We start from the raw sequence: 23,730 nt of genomic DNA on the forward strand, positions 1-23,730 counted from the left end.
CTATGCCCTATAGTTACGAAAAAGACGGCGCGGCGATCTACAAGGAAAGCTTTTCCACCATCCGGTCAGAGGCCGATCTGGACCGCTTTGCCCCTGAAGAGGAACAGGTGGTGGTGCGGATGATCCATGCGGCTGGCCTTGTCGGGCTGGAACGGGACGTCAAGGTCTCACCCGGTATGGTGGCCGCCGCGCGTGCGGCGCTGGACAAAGGCGCGCCGATCTTTTGTGACGCCTACATGGTGTCCGAGGGCGTGACCCGCAAACGTCTGCCGGCAGACAATGACGTGATCTGCACCCTGCGCGACCCGTCCGTGCCAGATCTGGCCGCCGATATGGGCACCACCCGGTCCGCCGCGGCGCTGGAACTGTGGCGGCCCCGTCTGGAAGGCGCGCTGGTGGCCATCGGCAACGCGCCCACCGCGCTGTTTCACTTGCTGGAAATGTTAGAGGATCCCGACTGTCCGCGCCCTGCGGCCATCATTGGCTGCCCGGTGGGCTTTGTCGGCGCACGGGAATCAAAGGATGCGCTTTGGGAGGCGCAGCCGGTGCCGTCGCTGATCGTTGAGGGACGGTTGGGCGGCAGTGCCATCACCGTCGCCGCCATCAACGCCATCGCGAGCCGCGCAGAATGAGGGGCGGGACGGTCTACGGAACCGGCCTTGGCCCCGGTGATCCCGAACTGATGAGCGTGCGCGCCGACAGGTTGGTGCGCCGCACACGCCACATCGCCTATTTCCGCAAGGCCGGGCGGGCGGGCCGTGCGCGTGGCATCGTCAACGGCATGCTGCGTGAAGACGTGGTGGAATTCGCCATGGAGTACCCGGTCACCACCGAAATCCCGCTGAGCGACCCGCGCTACAATGACATCCTGTCGGCCTTCTACGGTGACTGCGTCGCGCACCTCAAGGCGCTGGTGGCTGCGGGGGAGGACGTGGTGGTGCTTTGTGAGGGCGATCCGTTTTTCTATGGCTCCTTCATGCATCTCTATACCCGCCTGCGCGGCGAGGTGCCGGTGCAGGTGGTGCCTGCAATCACCGGCATGTCAGCGGCTTGGACCGCGACGGGTGAGCCCATCACATGGGGCGATGATGTCCTGAGCGTACTGATGGCGACCCTGCCAGAGGACGAACTGGCCGCGCGTATGGCGGATGCCGACGCGCTGGTGGTGATGAAGATCGGACGGAATATGCCACGCGTGCGCGCCGCATTGGAAAAGGCGGGCAAACTGGACCGCGCTTGGTTGGTGGAATGCGCCAGCATGGATGGGCAGGCGGTGATGAAACTGACCGACGCGGATGAGCGTGTCTCGCCCTATTTCTCCATCGTGATGGTCCACGGTCAGGGGCGGCGACCATGAGTGGCTGGGTCGTGATCGCGGGCCTTGGGCCGGGGGATGAGGCGCTGGTCACGCCCGAGGTGACGGCGGCGCTGAGTGAGGCGACCGACATCGTCGGCTACATTCCTTACGTCCGCCGGATCGCGCCCCGCGAAGGGCTGCGTCTGCACGAAAGTGACAACCGGGTCGAACTGGACCGTTCCCGTCATGCGCTGGAGATGGCGGCAGAGGGGCGACGTGTGGTTGTGGTCTCCTCCGGCGATCCGGGTGTCTTTGCCATGGCCTCGGCGGTGTTCGAGGCGGTGGAGGCGGGGCCATCAGAGTGGCGCGCGCTGGAGATCCGCGTGTTGCCGGGGATTACCGCAATGCTGGCGGCGGCGGCGCGCGCGGGGGCTCCGCTGGGCCATGACTTTTGCGCGATCAACCTCAGCGATAATCTCAAACCTTGGTCGCTGATCGAAAAGCGCCTGCGGCTGGCGGCAGAGGCGGATTTCGCAATGGGGTTCTACAACCCCCGCTCCAAGTCTCGGCCCGAGGGGTTTGGCCGCGCTCTGGACGTGCTGCGCGAGGTGTGTGAGCCAGAGCGTGTGATCATCTTTGCCCGCGCCGTATCCACCCCCAAAGAGGCGTTGCGGGTGGTCCATCTGTGCGATGCCACGCCGGACATGGCGGACATGCGGACTGTGGTTCTGGTCGGCTCATCCCTGACTCGGATCATTGAACGCGAGGGCGCGGACCCGTGGGTTTATACGCCCAGATCGGTCCCGGCATGAGCGACCCAGTCCAGCACCTCTTGCGGCGTCGCCACCTCGCGCCGGTCGGGCAGGGCGGGGCGGTCAATCATCAGGACCGGCAGGTTCAGCGCGCGCGCGGCCTCCAGCTTGGCCGAAGCACCACTGCCGCCCGCGTTCTTGGATACGATCAACTCGATCCCGTGCTGTTCCATCAGCGCGCGGTCGCCGTCCACAGTGAACGGCCCACGGTCCACCACGACGTTGTATTGCGGGAACGGCGGCAGGGTCTTGGGCGGATCGACAAGGCGCAACAGGTAGGTGTGCTGCGGGTTGGGCGCAAAATCATCCAGATGCATCCGGCCCACGGCCAGCATCACGCGACGCCCCGGACCGTCCAGCGCCCGCACGGCAGCGGAAATGTCCGGCACATGGGTCCAGTTGTCGCCGGGTTGCGGCTGCCATGCGGGGCGGGTGAGCGCCAGCATCGGGATGCCCGCCTCTGCGGCGGCATGCACGGCGTTGCGGCTCATTTGTGCGGCAAAGGGATGGGTGGCGTCCACCAGATGCGTGATGCCGCGGTCGCGGATGTAGCGGGTCAACCCATCGACCCCGCCAAAGCCGCCCACGCGTTGCGGCAGCGGCTGGCGGCGCGGGCGGTCGACCCTTCCGGCAAAGCTGACCGTGCCGTGCAGGCCGCGTTCCGCCATCAGGTTGGCCAGCGCAGTCGCCTCTGTCGTGCCGCCAAGGATCAAGAGGTTGGGTGTCATGGCTGAGGTCGCTCCGTGGCTGACGATCATCGGTCTGGGCGAAGATGGACCGGACGGCCTGACAGGTGCAAGCCGTGCCGCCCTTGAGGCAGCGGAAATCGTCATGGGGCCGCCACGTCACCTGTCGCTTTTGCCTGACCTGCCGGGGCAGCGGGTGGACTGGCCGGTGCCTTTTGCCGACGGGCTGGACCTGCTGGCGGGATTTGCCGGGCGGCAGGTTGTTGTGCTGGCCTCGGGCGATCCGTTCTGGTTTGGCGCGGGCAGTGTGATTGCACGGCGGTTTGCGCGTGAGGAATGGCGCGCCATGCCGGGGCCTTCGGTCTTTTCGCTGGCGGCGGCGCACCTTGGCTGGCCGTTGGAAAAGGTGCTGTGCCTTGGGCATCATGCGACCCCGCTGACGCGGTTGCGACCGCATCTGGCGCGCGGCGTGCGGGTGATCATGACGCTGCGCGACGGGGCGGCGGTGACAGAGCTTGCTGATTACCTGACCAATCTTGGCTTTGGCCCGTCACAGCTCTGGGTGATGGAGGCGTTGGGCGGGCCGCGTGAACGGGTCACAGAGGTGCGGGCCGGCGCGGAGTCGGAGGGCTTCGACCACCCGGTTGCGGTGGCCGTGCAGGTCGCGGGTGAGGGCAAGGCCTTGCCGCAAGCCTCGGGGCTGGACGACGGGGTCTTTGACAGCGACGGGGTGATGACCAAACGCCCGGTGCGGGCGCTGACCCTGTCGGCACTGGCACCGAAACCGTTTGAGAGGCTCTGGGACATCGGCGGCGGCTCTGGCAGCGTCGGGATCGAGTGGCTGCTGAGCCATCCCTCGACCGAGGCCATCACAGTAGAGCCGCGCGCCGACCGGATCGGGTTGATCACGGCGAATGCCACCGCACTGGGCGTGGATCGCCTGCGCGTGGTTGAGGGCAAGGCCCCCGAGGCGCTGGCGGACCTGCCGACACCGGATGCGGTCTTTATCGGGGGTGGGTTGAGCGTCGCGCTGCTGGACTGGCTTTACGCGCATGTGCCAGCGGGCACACGGCTGGTCGCCAATGCCGTGACGCTGGAAAGCGAGGCAGTGTTGATCGCGGCGCATCGCACGCGCGGCGGGTCGCTGCTGCGGATCGAGTTGTCAGAGGCAGCGCCTTTAGGGCCGCGCACCGGTTGGAAGGCGGCCTATCCGGTGGTGCAATGGAGCGTGGTCCTGTGATCGTCGCGGGGTTCGGGTTTCGCGCGGCGGCGACGGTCAGCAGCCTTGAAGACGCGCTGGACCTAACGGGGCACGCGCTGGAGGTTCATGCGCTCGCCACGGCGTCTGACAAGGCCGAAACACCTGCTTTTGCCGCAATGGCCGCGCTGGCGGGCCTGCCTGTCCTCGCGATTGACGGCGACAGGCTGCGGGCGCAGGACACGGAAACGCAGTCGCCGGACAGCCTTGCCGCGCGTGGCACCGGCAGCGTGGCCGAGGCGGCGGCGCTGGCGGCGGCAGGACCGGGCGCACGGCTGATCGCGCCGCGCGTGGTGTCCGCCGACAAAATGGCCACCTGCGCGCTGGCACAGACCGCAAAGGGAGACGACACATGACAGTGCATTTCATCGGGGCCGGACCGGGGGCGGCGGACCTGCTGACCCTGCGCGGGCGCGACCTGATCGCCGCCTGTCCGGTCTGCCTGTACGCCGGGTCATTGGTACCCGAGGCGGTGCTGGCGCATTGCCCCGACGGCGCGCGGATTGTGAACACCGCGCCATTGGATCTCGATGCCATCATCGCCGAAATTGCCAAGGCACATGAGGCAGGGCAGGACGTGGCGCGGCTACATTCCGGGGATTTGTCGGTCTGGTCCGCGATGGGCGAACAACTGCGCAGGCTGGACGCGATGGGCATTCCCTATGATGTGACGCCCGGTGTGCCGTCCTTTGCAGCGGCGGCGGCGGCGCTGGCGGTGGAACTGACGGTGCCGGAGATTGCGCAATCGGTGGTGCTGACCCGCACGCAGGGGCGCGCCTCTCCGATGCCCAAGGGCGAAAGCCTTGCCAATTTCGCCGCCACGGGGGCCACTCTGGCGCTGCATCTGTCGGTGGGACAATTGGAAAAGGCGCAAACCGAACTGGTGCCGTTCTATGGTGCGGATTGCCCGGTGGCGCTGGTTTACCGCGCAAGTTGGCCGGATCAACGGGTGATCCGCTGCACTCTTGGGGACCTCACGCAGGCCGTGGACGCGGCGATCTCGCGCACCGCGCTGATCCTCGTTGGTCCGGCGCTGGGTGCCGGGCTGACGGCCGAAAGTCAGCTTTATTCGGCGGATTATGACAGACGCTATCGGCCCCAAAGCGCCGACAGCCCATGGGCGGAGTGGCGACATGGCGATGATTGAGATGCCTCCGGGCCTGATGATTTCGGCCCCGGCCTCGGGAACGGGCAAAACGACGGTCATGCTGGGCCTGCTGCGCGCGTTGCGTGATGCAGGGCAGGTGGTGCAGCCGTTCAAATCTGGGCCGGACTATATCGACCCGGCCTTTCACTTTGCCGCCAGCGGGCGGGCGTCCTTCAACCTTGATACTTGGGCGATGGACGGTGGCCTGCTGGACGCGATCAGCGGACAGGCGGCAGGCGCCGACATCTGCATCGGCGAAGGGTCGATGGGGCTGTACGACGGCGTGGCGGCGCGCGGGCAGTCTGGTTTTGGGTCGTCGGCTGAGACGGCTTTGCGCATGGGCTGGCCCGTGGTGCTGGTCGTCGATGTGGGCGGGCAGGCGCAATCGGCGGCGGCCACGGCGCTGGGGTTCCGGGAATACATGCCGGACCTGCCCTTTGCGGGCGTGATCCTGAACCGCTGCGCCTCTCCCCGGCACGAACGCCTGACCCGGTTGGGGATGGAGCGTGCGGGGATCGAGGTGCTGGGCGTGCTGCCCCGGAACGGCGATCTGACCCTGCCGGAGCGTCATCTGGGCCTGATCCAAGCGGTCGAACACCCCGATCTGGAGGCCGCTATCAGCGGCTATGCCGATTTCCTGCGCGCCAATGTGGACCTTGATCGCATCCGTGCGGCGGCCTCGGGCGGCGGCACGGCAGGCGGCGCGCTGCCCCGGCCTCCGGCGCAACGCATCGCGCTGGCCCGCGACGCGGCGTTTTCCTTCACCTATCCCCATCAGCTAGAGGGCTGGCGCGCGGCGGGGGCCGAGATCCTGCCGTTCTCGCCCCTTGCGGATGAGGCACCGGATGCCTCTGCCGATTTGGTCTGGTTGCCCGGTGGTTATCCGGAACTGCACGCCGGGCGATTGGCGGCGGCAGAGACATTCCGCTCTGGTTTGCGGGCCTTTGCGGAAACGCAGCCCGTGCATGGCGAATGTGGGGGGTATATGGCGCTTGGTGCCGCATTGGTCGACAAAGAGGGCGTTTCGCATCAGATGGCGGGCCTTTTGGGGCTGGTGACGTCATATGAAAAGCGCAAGTTCCACCTTGGCTACAGGCGCGCTGTCTTGCAGGCGGGCCTGTCCGACTATGCCCCCGGCACGGCCCTGCGCGGCCATGAGTTCCACTATTCCACCATCCTCGACCAGCCCGACGCGCCCTTGGCCGCGGTGGCCGACGCGGATGGCAACGCGGTGCCAGAGACCGGATCGCTCCGGGGCAATGTGTCAGGCACCTTCTTTCACCTCATCACGGCGGAGGGATCATGAGCGGTTTCGTCAGTTTCGTCGGCAGCGGGCCGGGCGATCCCGAGCTTTTGACGCTCAAGGCGGTGGACCGTCTGAAACGCGCCGATGCGGTGCTGTTCGATGACCTGTCCTCTGGCCCGATCCTCAGCCATGTGCGCCCCGGCGCTGACCTGATCGGCGTCGGCAAACGGGCCGGGCGGCTGTCACCGAAGCAGCATCATGTCAGCCAGTTGCTGGTGGAGTATGCCCAAGAAGGCGGGCGCATCGTGCGGCTGAAATCGGGCGACTCGGGGCTGTTCGGGCGGCTGGAAGAAGAACAGGTCGCCCTGCGCGCCGCGGGCATCGAGTATGAGATCATCCCCGGCATCCCCTCGGCCGTGGCGGCGGCGGCGGCCTGTGGCATCCCGCTGACCCGGCGGCTGACCGCGCGGCGGGTGCAGTTTGTGACCGGCCATGATGCCACCGGTGAGTTGCCCGAGGATCTGGATTTGCAGGCGCTGGCCGATCCCAGCGCGATGACCGTGGTGTTCATGGGCAAGCGGACGTTTCCGAAACTGGCCGCTGCGCTGTTTGAAAAGGGCCTGCCAGACACGACGCCCGCGATTCTGGCCGAGGCGGTCGGCACGGCGGAGCAAAGCCTGCATCGCGACACGGTGGCGGGGCTGTCGACGCGGCTGGCGGGGGAGATCGGGACCAAACCGGCGCTGATCCTGTATGGGCCGATGGCCGAGCTGGGGGTGGGGTTTGACTGAGCTTTGGCTGGTGGGCATCGGCACGGGCAATCCTGAGCATGTGACGCTGGAGGGGCAGCGCGCGCTGCGCGAGGCGGCGGTGGTGCTGATCCCGCGCAAGGGCGCGGCCAAGGAGGACCTGGCGGAGTTGCGGCTGGGGATCTTGCGGGCCTCTGGCTCGTACGCGCGGGTGATCCCGTTTGAGATGCCGGTCCGGGATGAAGGCCTGCCCTATGCCGAGCGGGTGGAGCGGTGGCACGACGCAATCGCAACGCGTTGGGTGGCGGCCTTGGAGGGCGCGCCGGAGGGGCCGGTGGCGCTGTTGGTCTGGGGCGATCCGGGGCTGTATGACAGCACGCTGAGGATTGCCGCCCGATTGGACCCTGCGCCACGGGTCAGGGTGGTGCCGGGGGTGACGGCCTTGCAGGCGCTGACCTCGGCCCATGCGGTGCCGTTCAATACGGTGAATGGGGCCGTGGTGGTCACGACGGGGCGGCGGCTGCGGGATCATGGCTGGCCTGAAGGGGCCGGGACCGTGGTAGTCATGCTGGACGGAGAGTGTTCGTTTCAGAGCCTTGATCCCACCGGCATTTCGATCTGGTGGGGTGGTTTTCTGGGCATGGCCGAGCAGGTGCTGGAGGCGGGGCCTTTGGCGGAGGCTGGGCCGAAAATTGTGGCCGCGCGGGCTGAGGCCAGGGCGAAACATGGCTGGATCATGGACACCTATTTGATGCGGCGCGATTGAGCCTGTCCACATGTGGCGGCAAAGGTGACGTAGCGTCTTCAATGGCTTACAGAGACGGTTTTACCAGTCGTTAGGAAAGGCCGCGTGCCGGAGACGGCGGGAATTCCGCACTCGGCACCAGAGGTCGAGGTGTTAGACTGCTGTGCGAATCCTATGCCCGGAGTCCGCTATTCAGATGTCGATTGTTCGCCTTGCCGCCGCCGCTTTGTTGATTACCTATGCCAATACCGCCCCGGCGCAGGATCTGATGCTGTTCCCGCCGTCCACGTTCGGGCAGGTCGTCGCGCCGCAGACGGAATCCCTGCTGGGCGATGTGCAGCTAGAGGCGCAGGTGGGGGCCTATAACAACGAGTTCATTTCCAATTATGGGCCGAATTCGGTCTTTGCGCGCACGGGACGCGCGGTGGGGATGTTGCAGATTCTGACCAATGTGGGCCACGCGCCCTGCACCGGGTTTCTGGTGGAGGGCAACAAGCTGATCACCAACCACCATTGCGTGCCCGGCATCCTGAAAAACCCCCAGATGATCGAAAAGGGGGCCACCAGCATCGCGGCGGTGCAATTCCATGCGGGGTTTCTGCGCGACGGGCTGGACGACGGGGTAAAAACATTCCACGTCAACCCGGTGCCGCTGGAGACAAGCGAGGCGCTGGATTACACGGTTCTGCAAGTGCTGGGCGATGCCAATGCCGAGTTCGGCGCGCTGGAACTGTCGGCGGCTGCGCCGCAGGACCGCGATCCGTTCTGGGTGATCGGTCACCCGATGGGCGAGGCGCAGCGCATCAGTCGCGAAAAATGTCAGGCGGACAGCCCGGCTTTGGCGAAACAGCGGCTGCGGCATACCTGCGATACGTTGCCGGGGAATTCCGGCTCTCCGGTGATCGACGCGGGCAGCCAAAAGGTGATTGCGCTGCACCATGCGGGCAGCCGTGCGGGTGAGGTGAATTTCGCCGTGCCGATGGCCGAGATTCTGGCGCAGTCCAATGTATTGACGGCGGCAGTGCAGCCGCCAGCGGCACCGGATGCCGACAAACTGGACGCGGAAAAGGCGCTGGCCGAGGCGCTGGCGGAGTTGGAGAAGCTGCGGTCTGAACGGGCTGCTGCTGTGCTTGTCCCGCCTGCTGAAGAGCCGGTAGCGGAACCCGTTGCGGAAGCTGTTCCGGTTCCGGCTGCGGAACCAGTTGAGACCGAGGCGAGCCGCCGTGACATCCTGCGTCAGTCGCAAGCACAACTGAACGCGCTGGGCTGTGACGCGGGCACACCGGACGGGATCATGGGCCCGCGCACGCGCGAGGCGTTTCGCCGCTTTCTGGCGGAGAGCGATGTGGCGCTGGAGGTCAGCGATCTGGGGACGGCGCAGGCGCTGGATGCGATCCGGGCGCGGTCCGGGACGGTCTGCGCCCCGGTCGTGGTGGCCCCCAAGCCGGTATCTAGGGACGCGGCGGAGCCGGTCGCGGCGCCCAAGCCTGCCGCGCCGACCTATTCCATGGCCGGATCATGGCGCTGGACGGCAACCTGTCCGTTGGGGCAGGCGACCGGAACCACCGTTTATCGGTCGGCGGGCGGCAATTCCTTTACCGGCACGATCAGCGGCTCATCCGGCGCAGGCACCACGCGGGGCGTTTTGAGCGGCCGCAATTTCTCGGGGACGGAGACATTTGGTTGGGTGACAAACTCTGCCAACGGCACCTTGTCGGCGGATGGCCGGTCGCTGAATCTGAGCGTCTCGAATGGGTGCAGCGTCTCGGCGCGCAAGAACTAGCGCCTCGCCAGAGGTGTCTAAACCGGCACCAGCTGGCCCTCTGCCAGTTCCAGCGCGCAGGGGGCGATGGCCTTGCGAAACGCGGGATCGTGCGACACCAGCAGGATCGGCAGCGGCAGGGCCGTCAGGATCTCTGTCAGGCGGGCGGCGTTTTTCGGGTCGAGCGCGTTGGTGGGTTCATCCAGCAGGAGCACTTCGGGGTTCATCGCCAGCACCGTGGCGAGGGTCACAAGGCGCTTTTCGCCCCCCGACAGTTTATGCGTGACGCGGTCGCGCAGGTGGTGCAGGTCCAGATCATCCAGCAGGCGGTCGGTGATTTCCAGTGCCTCGGCGCGTGTTTTGCCAAGGTTGAGGGGGCCAAAGGCCACGTCTTCGGCCACGGTGGGGCAGAACAGTTGGTCGTCGGGGTCTTGGAACACCAGACCGATGCGGCGGCGGACCTCATGGAATTCTTTTTCGCGGCTGCGGGGGTGGTCAAACACGGTGACGGTGCCCGTGTCGGGCCGTTGCAGGCCAAGGATCATCCGCAGCAGCGTGGATTTTCCCGCGCCATTGGCTCCGGTGATCGACAGTCGTTCGCCCGCGCCCAGTTGCATGGACGCCCCCGACAGCACAGGCGGCTGACCGGGATAGGCAAAATGGATGTCATCAAGCTGGATCAGCGCCATGTGAGGTCCAATGCGATGAGGGAAATCAATAGGACAGTGAGCGCACCGGCGAATATCGCGTCGGCGCGGGTGGTGCGAAAGTCGTGCAGCAGACGGATGCGGCCGGAAAAGCCCCGACATTTCATCGCGCCCAGCACCCGCTCGGACCGTTCGATGGCGCGGACCATCATCATGCCAACGAGATAGCCAAAGCTGCGGTAGCTGTGCCAGTTTGTGCCGGGGCGAAAGCCGCGCACCTTCATGGCGGCGCGCAGGCGCAGGTATTCGGCGCGCAGCACCTCGATATAGCGGATGGTGAACATCAGCAGGTGAACGAGGGTTTCGGGGGTTTTCAGGCGATAGAGGGCGTGGCCCAGCGTCACCGGTTCCAGCGTGCCGACAAGGGTCATCAGCGCCAGAACCACGGCATTGGCGGTCAGGCCGATCTCTATGGCGCGGGCGACGCCCTGCCATGTGGCGGGATAGCCCCAGAGGGTAAAGATGACGTCGCCCGGCACGGTGAAGGGCAAGAGCGCCAGCATGAACAGGATGAAGCCGTCCACCATGGCGACCCGTTTCAGCGTGGGCCCGGCGGGCAGGCGCGACAGGGCCAGCAGGGTGAGGGCGGTGGCGAGGGCGGCGGTCAGGGCGGGCAGGGTGTCGAGTGCCACCACGGTGATGGCAAAGACCAGCGCCGCCACGATGCGCACGCGCGGGTCCAGCGCGCCGAGGCGGCTGGCGCTGCGCTCTGCCCCGGTGTCGGTCAGGGTGCTGTCACCGTTTGAGAGGACGTGTGCCATGCGCCTCAGCCGTTCAGCTTGCGCCGGGCGGCGATGTAGAAGGCAAGGCCGAACAGGCCAAGGATATAGCCCAGTCCGCCGAGGATGGTTTGCAGGTCGTTTTTCTCACGGTAGGCGGCGATTTCGCGGCGCAGGGGGCGCATTTCATCGCGGACGATGCGGGCGATTTCGGCCCGGTCGGCGGCGCTGAGGCCCGCGAGGGGGGCGGCGGTTTGCGGTGTCGCGGGTGGCGGGGTGTCGACGGGTTGGACGCCAAGGATCGCGGCGACCTCATCGGCGGGCATGGTGGTGTCGGCGACATGGCCCGCGCCAAGGTCGGCGCGGAAGGTATGGGTGACGGCGGTGGTGGGGGTGTAGAGAAAGAAGCCTTCGGCGTCGGTGACGGTCTCGCCCAGCAGCGCGCCGTCGGGGCCGTAGATCTGCACCGGCAGGTTGGGGGCCATAGCCCCGTTGGAAAAGCCGATCTCGCCCTCGATGGCGGTGCCGGAGGGAAAGACCGAGGCGATGACCTTATGCGCCAAGGCGGGCAGCGGCAGGGCGCAGAGGGTCAGGATCAGCATGAGGCGTGTCATGGCGCGGCCCCCTTGAGTGCGGTGAACAGATCAGGTTTGACCTTGCGCGCCAGCAGCACCGCAAAGCCGGTCAGCAGCCCCTCGATCACGATGACGGGCAGATGCGCGACAAAGATCAGGTGGGCGGCGGCGAGGAATTCCTGTCCCGTCATCATCAGCGACAACGCCACCCCCAAGGTGGTCAGCGCAATGGCCAGCGCGCCGGCAAAGCCACCCAGCAGCGCAGCCATCACCGGACCGCTGCGCGGGATTAGCGGCCGGATGGCCAGACCGACCAGCACGGCGGGCAGCGCGATGTTCACGGTGTTGATGCCCAGCACCGTCACCCCGCCAAAGCCAAAGAACACCGCTTGAAGCAGCAGCCCGACAAAGAGCGTGGGAAAGGCGGCCCAGCCGAGGATCAACCCGGCCAGACCATTGAGGATAAGATGCACCGAAGACGGGCCAATGGGCACATGGATCAGCGAGGCCACAAAGAACGCCGCCGACAGCACCCCCGCCGCCGGAATCCGTTCCAGCGGCAGATTGCGCAGCCCAAGAGCGATACCACCCGCTGCGGCCACGGCACCGCCGATGGCGACGGGGTTGGACAGGGCTCCGTCAACGATGTGCATGGCTCAGTCCAGATCCCAGGCGCGAATCCAGATCACCGCGTCCTGGCTCAGCTCTTTGCCCTCATGCTCGGTCTCTGGCCCGGCCCCGAGGGCGGCAAAGCCCCAGTAACCGGCACGCGGCACGCCAAAGGTGAAATAGCCGTTCAAATCCGAGATCGCCACAACTGCGCCGCCGGGGGGCGGGGTGGTGACGGGGGCCGAGGCGCTGCTGCTGTCCATGTCCGGCTCTGCGGCCATATACTCGATCTCGATCTCGGCACCGGCGACGGGTTTGCCATCGGCCAGAACCTGCCCGGTAAAGGTCGACCCGGTGAGGATGTTGTAGGGTTTGTTCAGCGGCACAATCTCGACCGGCAGACCCACCGGAGTCATCCAGTCGGTCGGCATCGTCCCGCGATTGAGGAACGACTTGGTGATCTGCTGGATGTAGATATCTTCGGTTTCCTCGAAATACGGCTCTGGCACTGTCACCAGCACATAGTCACCGGCGCGTTTGACCGGCACGCTGCCCTTGTAGGCCGCACCGCCGTTGGTTGGCCCGGTAAAGGTGACGGGCTCCAGCGTGTCGAGCAGGTCTGTCCGTTCCCCGCGGTGAAGCATGAAAAACTCGCGCGGGCGGGCAAGGTCCATGACATGACCGTTTTCGAACGGATGCCAGAACACCAGTTTCACCGGCACATCGCCGGGACGTTCGATCATCGTGTCGACGGTGTATTCCAGCAGGAAATGCGCGGGTGCCGCCGCTGGCACCGTCATACAGGCCAATGCCAATGCGGGTTTCAAAGTGGGAAGTAGAGTCACAATTGCCGTCCTTGTCCTTGTGCGCCATCCCCGGCGCAGAGCGTGACGGACGGCAGGAAGAGACGGCCAATGTCGGGACCGGGACGGAGTCCGGGCGACGAAGGCCAGACGCTTACCCCGTCGTCCGGTGGAAACCGCAGCCCTTTTGCGGGCGACGGGTGTCCGGCAGGTCTCCTGGCTGGCGGGTCAGTGTCTGGGCCTGCCTTCCCGGATTTCTCCAGTGGCGTCTTGGCCCGGACTCTCCGCTTACAGTTGCGGGGGCAGCTGCCGGTTAGGCGCGCAAGACGCGCGCGGCACGGCATTCCCTCTTTCCCCCGAAGAACGCGTCTTCGGGACCGGTCACGGGGTCGTGTCTGACAGATGGTCTGCGTCGGGGCAATGGACAAAGCGACACGGCAGGGCTTGGGTGCGGCATGGAGACGGCCAGTTGACGGGTCGGTTGACGCGCCGGTTGACGAGGGACGGGATGCGGTCGATAGCTGGACACAGGACTGCCATTCTGGACGGGGGAGAGGCCATGAAACGCTCACGCATCAATGCCATCATGACAGAGGCGGACGCCCTGATCCGACGGCATGGTTTTGCGTTGCCGCCCTTTGCGCAGTGGTCGCCAGAGGCGTTTGTGGCACAGGCCGGGGCGGCGCGTCATGTCATCGATTCGCGCTGTGGTTGGGACATCACCGACTATGGCGAAGGGCGGTTCGATGAGATGGGGCTGTTTCTGTTCACCCTGCGCAACGGGCTGTTGTCGGATCTGACCGGCGGGCGCGGCATGTGCTACGCCGAAAAGCTGCTGATTTCCCGGCAGGATCAGCTGTCACCGATGCACACCCATGTGATCAAGGCAGAGGATATCATCAACCGGGGCGGGGCGACTCTGGTGGTGGAACTGTACGGATCGGACGATCAAGGGTGCTTTGCCGAGGATCGTGGCGGGCAGGTGATGTGTGACGGTATCGTGCATGACTACGCTCCGGGCGAAAAGCTGCAACTGGCACCGGGGGAAAGCGTGACGTTGCGCCCCGGCGACTGGCACGCCTTTTGGGGCGAGGGCGGCGATGTGCTGATCGGAGAGGTCAGCACCGTAAACGACGATGAGACCGACAATATCTTTCGTGAGCCAATCGGCCGGTTTTCCGAAATCGAAGAGGATGAGCCGCCGCTGCATCTGTTGGTCAGCGACTATGCCAAGTGGTTGGCGGCCTGACAGCGGGGTCTTGCCAATCCGCCGCCCCGACGCCACTGTCAGCCGGCCACAAAAAAAACGGGGGACAGGCGATGTTGCGCAGGGCGCTGGGAAAAGGCGGGCCAGAGGTATCGGCGCTGGGCATTGGGGCGATGTCCTTTGCCGGGTTTTACGGTGCGGCCAGTGAGGCAAGCAGCCACGCGGTTCTGGACGCGGCGCTGGATGCGGGGGTCGATCACATCGACACCGCCAATGTCTATGGCATGGGCAAGTCCGAAGAGATCATAGGCCGGTTCCTGAAGCGCTATCAGGACAAGGGCAAGATCCCGTTCCGCATCGCCACCAAAGCCTCTATCACCCGCGACCCGGACACCGGGGCGCGCAGTTTCGACAACTCTGCCGCCCATCTGGAGTCGGAACTGGACCGCAGCCTGAAACGGCTGGGGCTGGAGCGGGTCGATCTGTTCTATGTCCATCGCCGCGATCCCCGGTTGGAAATCGAAGAGGTGACGCAGACGCTGGCGCGGCTGGTTCAGAAGGGCAAGATCGGCGCATTCGGATTTTCCGAGATTGCGCCCACCAGCCTGCGCCGGGCCGCTGCCGTGCATCCGGTGGCCGCCGTGCAGTCGGAATATTCGTTGCAGACGCGGCTGCCAGAGCTGGGTTTGTTGCAGGCCTGCGCCGAGTTGGGTACCGCTTTGGTCGCGTTTTCGCCGGTCGGGCGTGGCTTGCTGACGGACACACCTCCCACGTCTGCGCGGGTCGAGGCGGCACCGTTTCTCAAGGCCAATCCACGGTTCGCCGGTGACGCGCTGGACCGCAACATCGAGGCCAGCAAACCGCTGCGCGAACTGGCCGCCGAGGCGGGCTATCCCACGGCGACGCTGGCCATCGCATGGGTGTTGTCACAGGGACGCATCGTACACGCCATCCCCGGCACCCGCAGCCCCGGCCACCTGCACGATCTGGTGCGCGGGGCCAGCATGATGCTGGGCGACGACCTGAAGGCAGAGATAGAGGCGCGCCTGCCGGTGGGCTGGATTCACGGCGCACGCTATTCTGCGGATCAATCCATCGGCCCTGAAGATTATTGCTGATCCGCCGCGTCTGGCGGATCAAACGACGATCTGACGCGGGCAGGGGCAGGGCGTCTGGGAGGGTAAGTTGGAGGCGAGTAAGAGAAACGAACTTTTGTACGCGGATGTTCAATCCGGAACTAAAGATGGTCTGGGTAGAGAATTCGCGCGCATTGTGCGCATAAGGTATTGAGTTAGTTTGAGAAGGATCGTGCGCGATTGAACGTGGGAGTGCGTCGTTGCGTGCAGGATTAATGAGCCTGTAATGCGAATTCGGCTGACAGACCTAGTCGTAAGAAAACCGCCCCCTTTCTGGCAATGGGCAGGTCACCTATTGGGATAAGCTTACCCCCCCCAACTTTGGCACACGCTGCTTGACCCTTTCGCGGAGAAGCTTGCCGGCTAGCTGAAGACGGAGGCGGTCACCAAGTCCGCGACTCCGTCCTGAATGGCGACACCGCGCTCGGAATACCTGTCACAGGGCCCGCAGGATAAGTGCGTCTGGGGAAGGGGAGATCCGGGGTTCAACTCTTTTGCGCAACAATACCGCCAGTTCCCGGTCTTGTTGGTCGGGGAGCAGATCAATCCCTGCCACCATGCTGGAATTACGAGATGAATCCGTCGCAAGATTTGTGCAACAGAGCTCCCGCTCGTGGAAATGAGAACAAAATAGGCATCGGTGGCGAAACGATCATGCGTACTTCATAGACATCCACAGTTCCGACTTGGGCTGCATTGAGACGGAAACGGATATTTCTGTATAGAGATAGGCGATCTGCTCTCAGAAACTCCGTTCTGGTCAATAAGGACAGGGCGGCAAACGAATTTTACTTCAGGAGTATCAGAAATGACTGACGACCTTATTTTGTGGCAAAAAGATCCGGACGATGCCTTTGTGACCCTCGTCATGAACCGCCCTGAAAAGATGAACGCGATGGATCAACAGCTTGGTGACGCGCTGGAGGCGGCGATCCTGCGCGCGGTCAAGGATCCCGATGTGCGCGCCATAATCCTGACGGGTGCCGGGCGGGCCTTTACCTCCGGTTTTGATCTTGGCGGCGAAGATTTTGAGATGGACGCCGATCAGTGGCGCGCCGACATTGGCGAAAACATGCGTCGGCTCGGGGTGATCCGCGAGGTTCCGATTCCGATCATCGCTGCGGTCAATGGCTATGCCTTGGCGGGCGGTTTGGAGTTGATGATGTGTTGCGACATGGTTGTCGTCGCTGAAGATGCCCAATTGGGCGAGCCGGAAGTGCGCCATGTCTCTGCACCGCCAACCTTGATGTTGCCATGGACCGTGCCGATGCTTCATGCCCGCTATCTGATGTACACGGGTGATCTGATCGACGGGAAAGAGGCCGCACGCATCCACCTTGCCAACAAGGCAGTCCCGCTGTCCGAGCTTAAAGCAGAGACAGAGCGTCTGGCACGCAAATGTGCCCGCATGCCGGGAACGGCGATAAAATACGCAAAGGCGGCTCTAAATCATATGCAACAGACTGCCGGCCTCGAATCTTCATGGTCCTACAATCGCGAAACCACTGCGATCTTGCACGGAACGGAAGAAGGCAAACACTGGATGCGCCTGCTCAAGGAAAAGTCCTTGCGCGAGTTTCTGGACACGCGCGATGGCCCCTTTCGCGAACTGGATTAAACGAACTGACGGCCTCCCCCCAAAAGGTGAGGCCGCGCCGTCCACCCAGAGTGTCCGCGAAGCGCGCAGCACACTACGGTGAACCCATCTGTGCACGATCTGGTTTCTGGTCGAAACTTCTCCCGCCTCCGCATCGGGAATGAAGCCTGAGAACTCTGCTCCGTCAGGTGCCACCTTCGCAGAAGGTGGTATGCCTATTTCTTGAACAGCTGCGGATCGAGTTCGCACCTGCCCGTCATCGCCTTGCCTACCGTTGGTGGCGAAACCTCACATCTCGGCGATCAATCGGCCTGTGCGGAAAGCTGCGAACCAGCTGCCAATTGGCCCAGAAGGATGTCTTCTTGAGGATTTTCGGTGATTTGGCGGGTCAATCCCGTGCTACGTTTCATCAACGTCATTCACTGGTGCCGTCTGGTTACCCCTGCTTCGAACAGCACTTTTCCTACTCAGACTTGGCAATTTCTGATCGGCGCAAAAGGCGATGCACCTAATTTAGGCGCCTGAGCCAGAGCAGGGGAAATTTTGCCAATTTCTGTTTGCTTGAAATTCACACACGCACTAGCCTCAAACGCATAGGAGCACCTGACCGAATGACACCCCTGCCAGTCACCAAAGATAACGGATTGATCGCCCGCGCGGCGACGTCTTCCGTTGGCTTCGTGATGGCACGTCATTTCGGCTTCCGAAGGAAGCGGTTCGCGGGATAGCCAGGCCTAGGGCATCATATGCCTGCCGCTTGCTCGGCTAAGTGCGTTTGAACGCACGCGCCGAGGCTATCGTGATTTCACTATAAATCCGCATCTTTCCTTCCAGGTAAAACATGTCATTGCATCAATCTCTTGATGTTGACGAAAGGCTGTCTTGCGCAAAAGGCACTGTCTTTCTCAGCGGAGTACAGGTTCTGGCGCGACTCGCGCTGGATCAAAGTCGCGCCGACAGGGCTCGCGGGCTCAAGACCGGTGGCTATGTCTCGGGCTATCGGGGCTCTCCGTTGGCGGGGCTGGACCGGGAATTGATGCGCCTTTCCGCAGAATTTGCTGCGCATGACGTCCAATTTCACCCAGCCGTGAACGAGGATCTCGCCGCGACTGCGATATGGGGCACGCAGCAACTGGCGCAGAACCCTACACGCCGTCTGGATGGTGTGTTTGGCCTTTGGTATGGCAAGGGGCCGGGGCTTGATCGGTCAATGGATGCTGTGCGTCACGGCGCTGCATATGGGGCCTCACCTCTTGGTGGTGTCGTGATGTTGGTCGGAGATGACCACGCCGCATCCTCCTCAACCGTGGCGCATCAAAGTGATGCGATGCTCGCGGCTGCACATGTGCCGGTCCTGCATCCGACAACCCTGCAGAATTTACGCCTTCTCGGGCGCGCCGCAATAGAGATTAGCCGCCAATCCGGTGCTTGGGTGGCGCTGAAGTGCCAAACCGAACTGATGGAAATTTCTGGCTCCATCGACTTGGACGAGGAATTGCCACCGACCCTTCTTGGCACCTCAGAACCCGATCCCGCACTGCACACCGCGGTCATCGAAATGCCGCCTATGGCCGAATTGCGCATCGCACCGCGCATTGCTGCCGTGCAAAGGCTGGTGGCAGAGGCCGGACTGGACCGGATCACGACCGAGGCGCCGAATGCGACCATCGGCATCATCGCGACCGGCAAGGCCTCGATCGATCTGAACGGCGCACTCCTCGCTCTGGGCCTCTCGCCCGAAGACGCAGGCATCCGCATCTACCGTCCGGCACTGGTCTGGCCGCTGGAACCTACAGGTGCGCTGCGGTTTGCTTCCGGCCTGAAACAAATTCTGGTGGTCGAAGAAAAAGACGCCTTTGTTGAAACTCAACTGCGCGCCCTTCTGTCAGAACGGTTGAGCAGCGCCATGCCGCAAATTATGGGCAAACGCGACGCCACCGGAGAGGTCCTTTTGCCTGCGACCGGGGCGCTTGATCCACAATTGATCGCAACCGCCGTCGCCCGTTTTCTTGGGCGGGACGCTCCGGCGCCGGCGAAACAGACCTTGGCCGTCCCCACTCTGCCGCGCCGTCGCCCGTTCTTTTGCGCCGGTTGCCCGCACAACAGCTCGACCAATCTGCCCGAGGGCAGCCGCGCTTTTGCGGGTATTGGCTGTCATTCGATGGTGATCGGCACCGGACGCAACACCGACGGTTTCACCCAAATGGGTGCCGAAGGGGTGGTATGGCTTGGCCAATCGCCCTTTTGCGATGAAAACCATGTGTTTGTGAACATGGGCGACGGCACCTATTTTCACTCTGGCCTGCTGGCGATCCGTGCCGCTGTCGCCGCAAAAGTGAACGCAACCTACAAGGTGCTGTTCAACGACGCCGTCGCAATGACGGGCGGCCAGACACATGACGGAACCCTGACGCCCGGCGCAATCGGCGCACAGATCCAAGCCGAAGGCGTGCGCCACGTCGCCATCGTTTCGGACGATCCGGCCCGCACCCGCGCATCTGGCCTGCCGCCCGGTGTGAAAATCCATCACCGGGATATGCTGGATCGCGTCAGCCAAGAGATGCGCGACACGCCGGGCATAACCGCTATCGTCTATGATCAGACCTGCGCGACCGAGTTGCGCCGCCGCCGCAAGCGCGGAAAGGCCCCGGTTCCAACAGAACGCATCGCGATCAACTCTGACGTTTGCGAGGGCTGCGGCGACTGCACCCTGGTCTCTAACTGCGTCGCGGTAGAACCACGCGAAACGTGGAAGGGCCTTAAGCGCCAGATAAATCAATCCACCTGCAACACTGACAAAAGTTGCCTCGGCGGATTTTGCCCCAGCTTTGTCACCATCACCAATGGCGCGACGCAAAAGCCCGAAATATCCGGCATAGAGACACGACTTGCCGGGGCCATACTCCCGCAGCCGGCCCTCACTATGGACAGGCCCGCCGATATCTTGATTGCGGGGATCGGGGGCACCGGCGTGCTGACGATGTCTGCAATTCTCGGCATGGCGGCGCATTTGTCCAACCAGTCTGTGACCTTGCTGGATCAATCAGGTCTTGCGCAAAAGAATGGCGCGGTGCGCTCGCATGTGCGTATTGGCCACCCTGACATACAGAACCAACCCGCCCGGCTGACCGCCGGATCGGCCAGCCTGCTGATCGCCGCTGATGTCTTTACTGCTGCCGATCCGAATGCCATTGGCGTGATCGGGCCTCAAACGGCGATCATCGCCAATGGCTCTGCCCCACCGCCGGTGGAATTTTTGTCCGACCGCAATGTCGAAACCGGTCCTGAGGCCGCAATTGGCGTTCTCAAATCAGCCGGGCGCTCTTTCTGCCAGATAGATGCCCAGCATCTCGCCGTGCAGTTGATTGGGAGTGGGGCATTCGCCAACGTCATTCTTGTGGGGGCCGCATGGCAAAGTGGAGCCATCCCCCTCAGCCAGGACGCTCTTGAACAGGCTATCACGTTGAATGGCGTTGCCGTGCGTCAAAATCTTTTGGCCTTTGCGATTGGTCGTGCCGCAGTGGCAGCACCCGACCTGTTGACGCCCGCCGAACAATTGGGCGATGACGCCGACCTCGCAACGCGTCGGCACAAGTTTCTCACGGCTTTTCAGAGTACGGCCTGGGCGGACCGTCATGCCGCATTGGTGCGTGCGGTCGCAGAGGCCGAAACCCCCCTTGTTGGCGCACCCGGCGCACTGACCGAGGCAGTCTCTAAAACCGCCTTTCGCCTGATGACGTACAAAGACGAATACGAGGTGGCGCGTCTTCTCTCCTCGGATGAGTTTGTCGAAGAAATTCGCCGCGAACACGGGCCCGAGGCCAAGGTCACCTACCACCTCGCACCGCCGTTGTTGGCATGGCGCCGCGACTCTCGTGGGCGTCCGGCAAAAATGCGTTTCGGGTCATGGTTGGGTACGCCGCTACGGCTGCTCGCGCGTTTCAAGGGATTGCGCGGCACCGCTTTTGACCCCTTCGGCCATAGCCTAGAGCGTCGGACGGAACGCGCCCTGGTCGACCGGTACGAGCGCACGATCCGCGCCATTCTACCCTCTCTCAGCCCTGACACGCGTGACATGGCCTACCAAATCGCACTGATGCCCGGAAATGTGCGTGGATTTGGCCCGGTAAAGCACGATGGCCTCGTGGCTGCTGGAGAAACGCTCGATCAGATGCTCGACGCATATCTGGACCAGGCCAAAAAGCCCGCAAACGCACCAGGAAAAGTTAAACGCAAACCCGAAAAGGAAGGTGCGCTATGACCACCACGGACGCCCCGATTGCGCCACGGCCCTATGTCACCGGCAAAACCCAAACCGTTGTCAAACCGGTGGTCGGGATAGACGTATCCAAAGCCGTAAACCTTGCTACGAACGAGAGTGTTCACGGCCCTGCAACCGGCGTGGCCGAAGCCGTTGCTGCCGCTGGCGCCAATGTTCACCGCTATGCGGACGTGGGTTGCCGCGACATGCGCGCCGCAATCTCGGGCCATTTCGGGATCGAAGCAGACCGCATCATCTGCGGCAACGGGTCTGAGGAAATTCTCGACATGGCGGGGCGCGTCTATGCGCGTCCGGGCGACGAAATCCTTTATCCGGCACATTCCTTCCTGCAATTCTCCATCGTTGCCTACCGCATCGGTGCGACAGCGGTTGAGGCCCCGCTTGGCCCAGATTTCACCGTTGATGTAGAGGCGCTGCTGGCCGCCGTTACACCGCGCACCCGCATCGTGTTTCTGGCAAATCCCAACAACCCGACCGGCGTGCCCGTTCCCGCTGCGGATGTGCGCAAACTCGCCGCGCGTTTGCGCCCTGACATTCTGCTGGTGCTCGATTGCGCCTATGCAGAATTCGCGGATCAAGAGGCAGCAGATGATGCAATTCACCTCGCCCGCACTTTTCCCAACGTTCTCGTAACTCGCACTTTCTCAAAGGCTTACGGAATGGCAGGGCTGCGCTGCGGCTGGGGGTACGGCCCACGCGTTCTAATTGCAGCACTCGACAACATGCGCGGAATCGGCAACCTCAACGGTCCGGCACAGGCCGCCGCCGCCGTCGCAATTCAAGCACAGGACCATGTGCAGCGCGTTGTCGAACACGCGATCGAACAACGCGAATATCTGGAACGGCGCCTCGCAGAAGCACACTTTGACGTGCTCCGAAGCGCGACCAATTTTGTCTTTGCCCGCATCCCGCGTGATTCTGCCATTTCGGCGGCCGACTGCGTCACCGTTCTGGCGAAAAACGGCTATCTGATCCGCGCCAACGAGGATTACGGCCTGCCTGATCATTTGCGTATTTCGGTCGGCCACCACAGCGACATGGTGCGCGTCGCCGATATCCTTGCCTCCGCGACACGCGGCAATGGCCGTGGAGAGGAGGCGCTGACATGAGCGATTGAACGACTGGAAAAAGACGCAACAGAACGTCACTGCCATCTTCCTCCGGAATTGCCCGGAACCAACACTGACAGGAGAGAAAAATGACCAGACTGCCTAGAAGAACCACACTATCATTCGTCGCAGCCGCGGCGCTTGCAACGTTTGCCGGCATCAGCCCGGCTGTTGCGCAAGACACAGTTGACATCGGTGTCATTGCCAACCTCACCGGATCGAATGTCCTTCCCAGCGTCAATCTCGTTCGTGGGGCAGAAGCTGCGGCCAAGGCGATCAATGCCGACGGTGGCATCAACGGCGCGCAGATCAATCTCATCATCGAGGATTCGGAATACCGGGTTCAGGAGGCGTTGAATGCCGCGACAAAGCTGTATGATGTCGATGGCGTCCAGTCCGCAATTATGTTCGGTGGCTCCAACCTGATGATCCCGGTCGCCGAAATGGCCCGCGACAAGGGCCGTGTCCTGATCAACGTCTCTTCGTCCTCGCCGACCCTCGCGGATTTCACCGGCACCCTGTTCAGCGTTCTGCCGCTCGACAATATCGTCGGCAAGGCGCTCGGAGAGTGGACCTATGATCGCGGCGTCCGCAAAGCTGCCTTTGTCGTGCCGAACAACGCCTTCGGCACCGGATTGATGGAAGCTGCAGCCGCAGCCTTTACCGCGAAGGGTGGAGAGGTGGCCACCAAGGTCGCTTACACCGAAGGTCAGCCAGACTACCGCGCCGAGGTCCAGTCCGTTGTTCAAACCGGACCCGATGCGATCATCGTCACCGGGTATGGCGACGACTCCCATAAATGGTTCCGCCTCGCGCGCACCCTTGGCCTCGATGTGCCATGGTATGCCGCGTATCCCTCCATTCTCTCGATTGAAAATCCCGAGTGGATGGACGGAAAGCTCTTTGGTATCGACAACGGTGGCCTGAACCAAGGTCCAGCCAAGGCAGCGGTTGAAGCCTATAAGGCAGAGCACGGCGAAGACATGCTCGCGCATTACCTTTATGCCTATGACGCGATCGGCATTCTCGCCGCCGCAATGAAGGCTGAAGGCACCGATGCCGCAGACATATCCGCGGCTCTGCCTGGTGTTGTCCCGACCTATGAAGCCCTGACAGGCAAGATCGTCTGGGATGAAAAGAACCAGCGCATCGACCCGCCGCTTGACCTGATCGAATACAAAGACGGTCAGTTCATGAGTATGGACTAACGCTTTTTTCGGCACCCGGGCCGCTTTGGTCCGGGTGCCTCCCATCCGACAATAAAACACCTTCCGGGGAGTCCAC

General features: G+C 63.5%; 22 protein-coding genes and 1 riboswitch. Of the genes, 16 read left to right on the forward strand and 6 right to left on the reverse strand.

The features are described 5' to 3' along the window. The first annotated feature begins 2 nt into the window (after nucleotides 1–2). From ANTHELSMS3_RS12520 to cobJ, 3 genes are read left to right on the forward strand one after another with little or no spacing between them, the layout of a single operon-like run. The gene (locus ANTHELSMS3_RS12520) at nucleotides 3–632 is read left to right on the forward strand and encodes a precorrin-8X methylmutase (RefSeq protein WP_094035153.1); all 630 of its coding nucleotides are present in this window, start codon (nucleotides 3–5) and stop codon (nucleotides 630–632) included. Continuing rightward, nucleotides 629–1,357: a precorrin-2 C(20)-methyltransferase gene (locus ANTHELSMS3_RS12525; RefSeq protein WP_094035154.1), complete on the forward strand. Its 729-nt coding sequence runs from the start codon at nucleotides 629–631 to the stop codon at nucleotides 1,355–1,357. The genes ANTHELSMS3_RS12520 and ANTHELSMS3_RS12525 overlap by 4 nt, the downstream gene beginning before the upstream one ends. After that, nucleotides 1,354–2,109, forward strand: coding sequence for a precorrin-3B C(17)-methyltransferase (gene cobJ / locus ANTHELSMS3_RS12530; protein ID WP_094035155.1), 756 nt, complete (start codon nucleotides 1,354–1,356; stop codon nucleotides 2,107–2,109). The genes ANTHELSMS3_RS12525 and cobJ overlap by 4 nt, the downstream gene beginning before the upstream one ends. Here cobJ and ANTHELSMS3_RS12535 read toward each other — a convergent pair. Further along, complete coding sequence (locus ANTHELSMS3_RS12535) at nucleotides 2,082–2,837, reverse strand: cobalt-precorrin-6A reductase (RefSeq protein ID WP_094035156.1); 756 nt, start codon at nucleotides 2,835–2,837, stop codon at nucleotides 2,082–2,084. The genes cobJ and ANTHELSMS3_RS12535 overlap by 28 nt on opposite strands. Here ANTHELSMS3_RS12535 and cbiE point away from each other — a divergent pair. The 7 genes from cbiE (at nucleotide 2,836) to ANTHELSMS3_RS12570 (ending at nucleotide 9,723) form a co-directional block, all read left to right on the forward strand. Then, complete coding sequence (gene cbiE / locus ANTHELSMS3_RS12540; protein ID WP_094035157.1) at nucleotides 2,836–4,035, forward strand: precorrin-6y C5,15-methyltransferase (decarboxylating) subunit CbiE; 1,200 nt, start codon at nucleotides 2,836–2,838, stop codon at nucleotides 4,033–4,035. The genes ANTHELSMS3_RS12535 and cbiE overlap by 2 nt on opposite strands. Next, nucleotides 4,032–4,409 (forward strand): cobalamin biosynthesis protein, encoded by a 378-nt coding sequence (locus ANTHELSMS3_RS12545; protein WP_094037099.1) that lies wholly within the window; start codon nucleotides 4,032–4,034, stop codon nucleotides 4,407–4,409. The genes cbiE and ANTHELSMS3_RS12545 overlap by 4 nt, the downstream gene beginning before the upstream one ends. Beyond that, a complete protein-coding gene (cobM, locus tag ANTHELSMS3_RS12550) occupies nucleotides 4,406–5,200 on the forward strand; it encodes a precorrin-4 C(11)-methyltransferase (RefSeq protein ID WP_094035158.1) in 795 nt (264 codons plus the stop codon). Before ANTHELSMS3_RS12545 ends, cobM begins: the two co-directional genes overlap by 4 nt. Next, complete coding sequence (locus ANTHELSMS3_RS12555; RefSeq protein WP_094037100.1) at nucleotides 5,193–6,506, forward strand: cobyrinate a,c-diamide synthase; 1,314 nt, start codon at nucleotides 5,193–5,195, stop codon at nucleotides 6,504–6,506. Before cobM ends, ANTHELSMS3_RS12555 begins: the two co-directional genes overlap by 8 nt. Further along, a complete protein-coding gene (cobA, locus tag ANTHELSMS3_RS12560; protein ID WP_094035159.1) occupies nucleotides 6,503–7,237 on the forward strand; it encodes a uroporphyrinogen-III C-methyltransferase in 735 nt (244 codons plus the stop codon). The genes ANTHELSMS3_RS12555 and cobA overlap by 4 nt, the downstream gene beginning before the upstream one ends. Further along, nucleotides 7,230–7,961 carry a precorrin-6A synthase (deacetylating) gene (gene cobF / locus ANTHELSMS3_RS12565; protein ID WP_094035160.1) on the forward strand — a complete coding sequence of 244 codons (732 nt, stop codon included), beginning with the start codon at nucleotides 7,230–7,232 and terminating at the stop codon, nucleotides 7,959–7,961. The genes cobA and cobF overlap by 8 nt, the downstream gene beginning before the upstream one ends. 175 nt (nucleotides 7,962–8,136) lie before the next feature. Further along, nucleotides 8,137–9,723 carry a trypsin-like peptidase domain-containing protein gene (locus ANTHELSMS3_RS12570; protein ID WP_094035161.1) on the forward strand — a complete coding sequence of 529 codons (1,587 nt, stop codon included), beginning with the start codon at nucleotides 8,137–8,139 and terminating at the stop codon, nucleotides 9,721–9,723. 17 nt (nucleotides 9,724–9,740) lie between these two features. Here the strand turns inward: ANTHELSMS3_RS12570 and ANTHELSMS3_RS12575 are convergent, their stop codons facing one another. The 5 genes from ANTHELSMS3_RS12575 to ANTHELSMS3_RS12595 are packed head-to-tail and all read right to left on the reverse strand — an operon-like array spanning nucleotide 9,741 to nucleotide 13,112. Continuing rightward, the gene (locus ANTHELSMS3_RS12575) at nucleotides 9,741–10,391 is read right to left on the reverse strand and encodes an energy-coupling factor ABC transporter ATP-binding protein (protein ID WP_094035162.1); all 651 of its coding nucleotides are present in this window, start codon (nucleotides 10,389–10,391) and stop codon (nucleotides 9,741–9,743) included. Then, nucleotides 10,382–11,170 (reverse strand): cobalt ECF transporter T component CbiQ, encoded by a 789-nt coding sequence (gene cbiQ / locus ANTHELSMS3_RS12580; RefSeq protein WP_094035163.1) that lies wholly within the window; start codon nucleotides 11,168–11,170, stop codon nucleotides 10,382–10,384. Before cbiQ ends, ANTHELSMS3_RS12575 begins: the two co-directional genes overlap by 10 nt. A 5-nt stretch (nucleotides 11,171–11,175) precedes the next feature. Next, entirely contained in the window at nucleotides 11,176–11,742 is a 567-nt protein-coding gene (locus ANTHELSMS3_RS12585) for a cobalt ABC transporter permease (RefSeq protein WP_094035164.1), read from the reverse strand. Continuing rightward, nucleotides 11,739–12,356: a cobalt transporter CbiM gene (cbiM, locus tag ANTHELSMS3_RS12590; protein WP_094035165.1), complete on the reverse strand. Its 618-nt coding sequence runs from the start codon at nucleotides 12,354–12,356 to the stop codon at nucleotides 11,739–11,741. Before cbiM ends, ANTHELSMS3_RS12585 begins: the two co-directional genes overlap by 4 nt. 3 nt (nucleotides 12,357–12,359) lie before the next feature. Beyond that, nucleotides 12,360–13,112: a DUF4198 domain-containing protein gene (locus ANTHELSMS3_RS12595; RefSeq protein ID WP_094035166.1), complete on the reverse strand. Its 753-nt coding sequence runs from the start codon at nucleotides 13,110–13,112 to the stop codon at nucleotides 12,360–12,362. Nucleotides 13,113–13,304: 192 nt separating this feature from the next. Next, nucleotides 13,305–13,512: riboswitch (cobalamin riboswitch) on the reverse strand. A 162-nt stretch (nucleotides 13,513–13,674) separates the two neighbouring features. On the opposite strand from ANTHELSMS3_RS12595, the gene ANTHELSMS3_RS12600 reads away from it, so the two are divergent. From ANTHELSMS3_RS12600 to ANTHELSMS3_RS12625, 6 genes are all read left to right on the forward strand, one after another. Next, a complete protein-coding gene (locus ANTHELSMS3_RS12600; RefSeq protein WP_094035167.1) occupies nucleotides 13,675–14,364 on the forward strand; it encodes a D-lyxose/D-mannose family sugar isomerase in 690 nt (229 codons plus the stop codon). A gap of 71 nt (nucleotides 14,365–14,435) precedes the next feature. Further along, entirely contained in the window at nucleotides 14,436–15,440 is a 1,005-nt protein-coding gene (locus tag ANTHELSMS3_RS12605; RefSeq protein WP_094037101.1) for an aldo/keto reductase, read from the forward strand. 826 nt (nucleotides 15,441–16,266) lie between these two features. Next, nucleotides 16,267–17,076 carry an enoyl-CoA hydratase/isomerase family protein gene (locus tag ANTHELSMS3_RS12610; protein WP_094035168.1) on the forward strand — a complete coding sequence of 270 codons (810 nt, stop codon included), beginning with the start codon at nucleotides 16,267–16,269 and terminating at the stop codon, nucleotides 17,074–17,076. 820 nt (nucleotides 17,077–17,896) lie between these two features. Further along, on the forward strand, nucleotides 17,897–21,316 hold the full coding sequence (locus ANTHELSMS3_RS12615) for an indolepyruvate ferredoxin oxidoreductase family protein (protein WP_094035169.1): 3,420 nt from the start codon (nucleotides 17,897–17,899) through the stop codon (nucleotides 21,314–21,316). After that, nucleotides 21,313–22,446 (forward strand): pyridoxal phosphate-dependent aminotransferase, encoded by a 1,134-nt coding sequence (locus ANTHELSMS3_RS12620; protein WP_094035170.1) that lies wholly within the window; start codon nucleotides 21,313–21,315, stop codon nucleotides 22,444–22,446. Before ANTHELSMS3_RS12615 ends, ANTHELSMS3_RS12620 begins: the two co-directional genes overlap by 4 nt. Nucleotides 22,447–22,535: 89 nt before the next feature. Next, complete coding sequence (locus ANTHELSMS3_RS12625) at nucleotides 22,536–23,654, forward strand: ABC transporter substrate-binding protein (protein ID WP_094035171.1); 1,119 nt, start codon at nucleotides 22,536–22,538, stop codon at nucleotides 23,652–23,654. Nucleotides 23,655–23,730 lie beyond the last annotated feature (76 nt).

Source organism: Antarctobacter heliothermus (assembly GCF_002237555.1).
Taxonomy (GTDB): Bacteria; Pseudomonadota; Alphaproteobacteria; order Rhodobacterales; family Rhodobacteraceae; genus Antarctobacter; species Antarctobacter heliothermus_B.